This is a genomic window from Sphaerochaeta sp. UBA5836, from assembly GCF_002432845.1.
Lineage (GTDB): Bacteria > Spirochaetota > Spirochaetia > Sphaerochaetales > Sphaerochaetaceae > Sphaerochaeta.
Window position 1 is genome coordinate 1 of the sequence record NZ_DJGW01000035.1, and the last position, 5772, is coordinate 5772.

Here is a 5772-nt window from a genome sequence, read left to right on the forward strand (position 1 = left end):
TTGGGGTCGAGCTTGTTCATCAGTTTGGCGATCAGCACGCCGGCTCCAGTGCCGATGCCGAAAGCCACCATGCCGAGGACCAGGATTCCAAGCGTATTGAGGTTGAGGAAGTGAGAAGCTTCCATCTTCGAACCGACAGAAAGACCGAGGAAAATCGTTACGATGTTCATCAGGGCGTTCTGCATGGTATCGGAAAGACGGTTTACTACACCACACTCCTTGGCCAGGTTGCCGAACATCAGCGAGCCGATGAGCGGGGTGGCGGAGGGAAGCAGGATGGCGCAGGTGGTCAGAACAGTAAGCGGAAAAAGAATCTTTTCAAGCTTGGATACCGGTCTGAGCTGCTGCATCTTGATCTTGCGTTCTTCCTTGGTGGTGAGAGCGCGCATGATCGGGGGCTGGATGATGGGAACCAGGGCCATGTAGCTGTACGCAGCTACCGCAATGGGTCCCAGCAAGTCCGGGGCCAGTCGGCTGGTTACATAGATGGCCGTAGGACCGTCGGCACCACCGATGATGCCGATGGAAGCGGCAGCAAACAGGTCGAAATTGATACCGGGGATGAAACTCAAAGCCAAAGCACCAAGCAAGGCAACGAAAATACCAGCCTGGGCGGCTGCTCCGAGGAGCAGGGTCTTGGGGTTTGCTATGAGCGGACCGAAGTCGGTCATTGCTCCAACACCCATGAAGATCAAAATCGGGAAGAGACCGGTGTCGATACCCATGTCGAAGAGCAGCTTGATGAAGCCGGCAGCCCCGGTTGCGGGGTCGACGCTGGCGATGAACCCCATGGGGATGTTCGAGAGGATACAACCGAACCCGATCGGTACGAGCAAGAGGGGCTCGAAGCCCTTCTTGATGGCAAGATAGAGGAGGATGAAGCCGACCAGTATCATGACAAGGTTGCCGACACCGAAGCCTTCCACCATCCCCATGAATCCGTACAGTCCGGTGGACTGCCAGAGCTGATTAAACGCAGAACCAATCATCTCAGAGTCTCCTTTAAGCGATCACGAGCAATTCGTCGTCGCTCTGCATCTGCTGGCCTTGGCTTACAGAAATCTTGGTTACCACACCATCGCACGGTGCGAAAATTTCATTCTCCATCTTCATGGCTTCCATGATCATCACGACCTGATTCTTGGAAACCTTCTGTCCTTCCTTCACCTCAATGCGGAGGATCAAGCCGGGCATCGGAGCCTTGACTGTGATTGCTTCGTGTGAGGGGGCTGCAGCAGCTGCGGGAGCATCGGATGCAACGGCCTTGGAAGCCTCGATGGCTTTCTCATCGATGCCGAAGCCGACGTTCAACGGATAACTCACCCCATTGACGGTGGCATTGTCCTTGCCGAGCTTGACGCCGTATGCCTTGCCGTTGACCGTTACGGTATACTCGCCCTTCTTCTTGGCGGCTTCCTCTTCGCGGTTGATCTTGTACATGCCGTTCACCTGTGACTTGCCGGTGAGGAAGAGGATTCCCTTCTCCTTGCAGGAAGCTGCGATGAAAATATTCTCGTCGGTGATGGGCAGGCCTTCCTTCTCAAGCATGGCCTTTGCAGCGGCAACGCCCTTCTTGGGATCCTTCTCGTTGATGTCCACTACTTTCTCGGTGGTGGGCTTCAGGCCCATGGCTTCGGAGCAAGCCTTCACAACTTGTGGATCGGGAGCGACGGGGGTCTTGCCGAAATAGCCGAGCACCATCTTTCCATAGCCTTCTGCAATCTTCTTCCAAGGTCCGAACATGACGTTGTTGAAAGCCTGCTGGAAGTAGAACTGGGAAACAGGGGTAACGGAGGTTCCGTAACCGCCCTTTGCAACCGTTTCAGCCATGGCTTCAACGATGGCAGGGTACTTGTCCATCAGGTTGTTGTCCCTCAGCATCTGGGTGTTTGCAGTAAGTGCGCCGCCGGGAAGCGGGGAGAAGACGATTTCGGGAGTGACGGTCATGGCTTCGGGGGGGATGATGTAGTCTTTCATGCAATCCTGGAATACAGCCTCGGCTTCACGGATCTTCTTGATATCGATGCCAAGATCGAAGTCGGTGTTGCGCAGGGCATGCCACATGGTGATGATGTCGGGCTGGCAGGTGCCGCCGGAAACAGGCATCATGGACAGGTCGACCTGGTCGGCACCTGCTTGGAGGGCGCTCATGTACTGCTGGATGCAAACTCCGGCGGTATCATGGCTGTGGAATACAATGTTCATGTCCTTGCCCAGCATCTTGCGGGCGCGCTTGATGGTTTCGTAGACGTACGCAGGAGTGGAGGTGCCGCTGGCATCCTTGAAACAGACGGACTGGAATTCGATGCCGGCATCAAGAATCTGCTTGAGGGTTGCTTCATAGAAGTCGGGGTCGTGTGCGCCGGTGCTTCCCGGGGGAAGGCTCATCATGGTAACAACCACTTCGTGTCTCAGTCCGGCATTGACGATGGATCGGCCGCTGTCGATGAGGTTGTTGACATCGTTTAAGGCATCAAAGTTGCGGATGGTGGAAATGCCGTGCTTTTTGAAGAGCTTGGCGTGGAGGTCGATGATGTCCCTGGGGTAGGAGTCAAGTCCAACGACGTTGACACCGCGCGACAGAGTCTGCAGGTCTGCATCGGCTCCGGCTACTTTGCGGAACTCGTCCATCATTTCGAAGGCGTCTTCATTTGAGTAGAAGTACGGTGACTGGAAACGGGCACCGCCGCCGGCTTCGAAGTGGGAGATGCCAGCCTCGCGGGCTGCAGCTACTGCGGGCATGAAATCCTTGGTGAATACGCGTGCGCCATAGACAGACTGGAAGCCGTCACGGAACGCGGTGCACATGAACTTGACTTGTTTTTTCATTTGGAATTGTCCTCCGGGTGTTACTTATTCTTTCGACTTGGCGAATGCGGCCACGATGGCGGCTGCAATGTCCGCCTCACTGGCAGGGCTTGCAGAAATGGTGGCGGCAGAGGGACTGCTCACAACGACTGTCGGTTTCTTTGCAGGTGCTATCTTTCTTGCAATGGCGCTCATGCCTTTGGTAAGAAAAACCAGCAACGTAAGAAACACAAACACCGTAGCGATACCCAGAACCATGAGGATTACCCCATTCTCGAGCTGGGCGATTAGCTGCTCTTTCGGTAGTTGCGCTAAGAATACCATACGAACTCCTAAAAAGGTTTATAGTGACCGTAGTCAAGGACTACGAGAAACGCACTAGTCCTGAGTATATCGGAATCAGAGGTGGTGTTTCAAGTAAAGGTAGGATAAATGATTAGGTTAATTCTGAAAAACTTGGAACACAATTGCAATAATATACAATTTACACGAAGAGTTTTTCAGTCGGCTCCAGGAATTTTTCTAGTCTGTGAAAGTAGTTGTTCTGTCATACATATGGAGGGACTATCGATTTTCTTACATTTTTGCTTGCTTGTGCAAAGCCGGGTGGGCTTGCAAGCGGCCAGCCTGCCAAGGAGTTCTCTTGTCTGTTTTGGCGGTTTATCGTAAGGTACAGAGGGCTGGATTGCCGAAGGAGAACGAATAAGGAATGTCTGAAGGTGTGGATTTTGCACAGAGGATTGCCGAGGACAAGGCAATCAGAAATCATCTGGATAAAATAGGGCGGAAGATTTTGATCATGAGTGGAAAGGGCGGAGTCGGCAAGACCACGGTAACGGTAAATCTTGCCAATGCCTTGGTCGACAGCGGCTGTACCGTGGGCATCCTCGATACCGACCTGCATGGGCCGAACGTGGCAAAAATGCTGGGTTGCGAAGCAGGAATTCTCACCACTGAAGACGGAGGGGAGACTTTTTATCCTGTAGAGGCTCGTCCGGGTTTGAAGGTCATGAGCCTGGCCTTTGCCATCAGTGAACCGGACAGTCCCATTGTCTGGCGTGGTCCGATGAAAATTGCTGCAATCCGTCAGTTCCTTGCCCAGGCCGACTGGGGCGAGCTGGATTACCTGCTCATCGACTCTCCTCCGGGAACCGGAGATGAGCAACTTACCGTCTGCCAGACCATACCTGAGTTGACCGGCACCATCATTGTTACCACGCCTCAGCAAGTGGCCATTCTCGATGCGCGGCGCAGTGTGAATTTCTCGCGCAAGATGGGTGTCGCCATTTTGGGTGTGGTTGAGAACATGAGCGGTTTGATCTGCCCGGGCTGCAACACCGAGATTCCGATTTTCGGCATCGGCGGCGGCAGGAAGATGGCCGATCAGATGAACGTTCCATTCTTGGGCAGGGTTCCCCTGGAGGTTCCTCTCATGGAAGCAGAGGATGCGGGAAAGAGCTACTTGAGCCTGCAACCCGAGAGCGTTTCGGCCAAGGCAATCAGGGATATCGCCCTTCTGATCAATAGCGGGACTGCAGTTTCTTCGCACCGCAGTACTGAGTTCGCAGGAACCGCTTCCTGCGCCCCTTCGGCCTGCTCGAGCTGTAGCAGCAACTGTCCGTCAAGAAAAGGAGTGTGAGCCATGTTTGATCCGTTTACCCATGATGAGGGAAAGTCCAATACTCATTTACTGTGGAAGTCAGGCAAGCGTGAACGGGTCTTCAAAGGTCCGATCTTTGATATTTGTACGGTACAACGCACCAGCAGTGATGGGCGCAGTTCCACCTTTATCGAGGTTGACTGCCCGAAATGGGTAACGATTATTCCTTGGTTCCGTAACGAGGAGGGCGTACCGATGTTTGTCATGGTGGATCAGTTCCGCCATGGCTCGGCAACCGTCACCCGGGAGTTCCCGGCCGGGGTCGTGGAAAAGGACGAGGACCCCATGGATGCAGGCCTCAGGGAGCTGAAGGAAGAGACGGGCCTGGTAGGACAGAGGGTGACTGCACTGGGAAATGTGAGTCCGAATTCCGCTTTCATGAACAATAGGTCCTATTTCTATTTGGTCGAGGATGTGAAGCATACCAGCGGTCAGGAGCTCGACCCGAATGAGCAGCTCGAGGTACTCTCCATCCCGGTGCAGACTGTCATCGACCGGATGGGTACGGGAATCTATGACAATGGGATCATGATGATCGCCTTGGGATATTTCCTGCGAGAAGCAAAGAAACGACCTGAGTTGGTCACCATCCAACAGTAAGGAGAGACAATGAAACAGAAACACTTCGCGGTAATCGGTCTTCTGGTTGCAATCGCCCTGCTTTTCAGCTCGTGCATGTCCAACAAGGATTTGGTGCGGACCATCGAGGTGTCGGCAACCGGGGAAGTAACCCTTGTTCCCGATATCGCATCCTTCTCCATCCAGGTCAGCGAGTTGGGAAAAACCACCAGTGAAGCCCAAGCGTTTGCCAATGAAAAAATGGCCCGGTTGCTATCTGTCATGAGAGCCAATGGAATTGAAGAGAAGGATATAAAGACTACCATGCTGAATCTCAGGCCCAGTTACCAGTGGATTGAGGGAAAGCAGTATTTGGAGGGTCAGATCGCCAGCCAGACGCTTTCGGTAACTCTGCGCAAACTGGAAAACCTGGGGACCTTGATCGACCAGCTTGGAGATGTGAGCGGCATCTACTTGAACTCGGTCATGTTGGACAAGGAAGATAAATCAATAGGTTTGGAGGAAGCTCGACAGCAGGCTGTCCAAAAGGCTCTGTCGAAGGCCGAACTCTATGCAAAAGAGGCTCGGATGCAGGTCGGAAGACCCATCACGATCAGCGAGTATTCAACTGCATCAAACCCCTACAATACCCGGCTGAAGATGGCTATGGCCAGTGAAGCAGCCTATGACATGGCTACAGAGATTCCTGCCGGTACCATGACGGTCACTTCCACGGTCTCAATGGT

At 53.6% G+C, this 5772-nt stretch carries 6 protein-coding genes; 3 read left to right on the forward strand and 3 right to left on the reverse strand.

Going from position 1 to position 5772, the window contains the following annotated elements; translation table 11 throughout:
• From B3F49_RS02750 to B3F49_RS02760, 3 genes are all read right to left on the reverse strand, one after another.
• Positions 1-989: sodium ion-translocating decarboxylase subunit beta (locus tag B3F49_RS02750; RefSeq protein ID WP_293908872.1), on the reverse strand; the 989-nt coding region annotated here is incomplete at its 3' end.
• Between the two features lie 13 nt (positions 990-1002).
• On the reverse strand, positions 1003-2829 hold the full coding sequence (locus B3F49_RS02755; protein ID WP_293908873.1) for a biotin/lipoyl-containing protein: 1827 nt from the start codon (positions 2827-2829) through the stop codon (positions 1003-1005).
• Between the two features lie 24 nt (positions 2830-2853).
• Positions 2854-3132: an OadG family protein gene (locus B3F49_RS02760; RefSeq protein ID WP_132813539.1), complete on the reverse strand. Its 279-nt coding sequence runs from the start codon at positions 3130-3132 to the stop codon at positions 2854-2856.
• Between the two features lie 385 nt (positions 3133-3517).
• On the opposite strand from B3F49_RS02760, the gene B3F49_RS02765 reads away from it, so the two are divergent.
• The 3 genes from B3F49_RS02765 to B3F49_RS02775 form a co-directional block, all read left to right on the forward strand.
• Positions 3518-4447 carry an Mrp/NBP35 family ATP-binding protein gene (locus tag B3F49_RS02765; protein WP_293895877.1) on the forward strand — a complete coding sequence of 310 codons (930 nt, stop codon included), beginning with the start codon at positions 3518-3520 and terminating at the stop codon, positions 4445-4447.
• 3 nt (positions 4448-4450) lie between these two features.
• Entirely contained in the window at positions 4451-5068 is a 618-nt protein-coding gene (locus B3F49_RS02770) for an NUDIX hydrolase (protein ID WP_293908874.1), read from the forward strand.
• A gap of 9 nt (positions 5069-5077) precedes the next feature.
• Positions 5078-5772: SIMPL domain-containing protein (locus B3F49_RS02775; protein WP_293908875.1), on the forward strand; the 695-nt coding region annotated here is incomplete at its 3' end.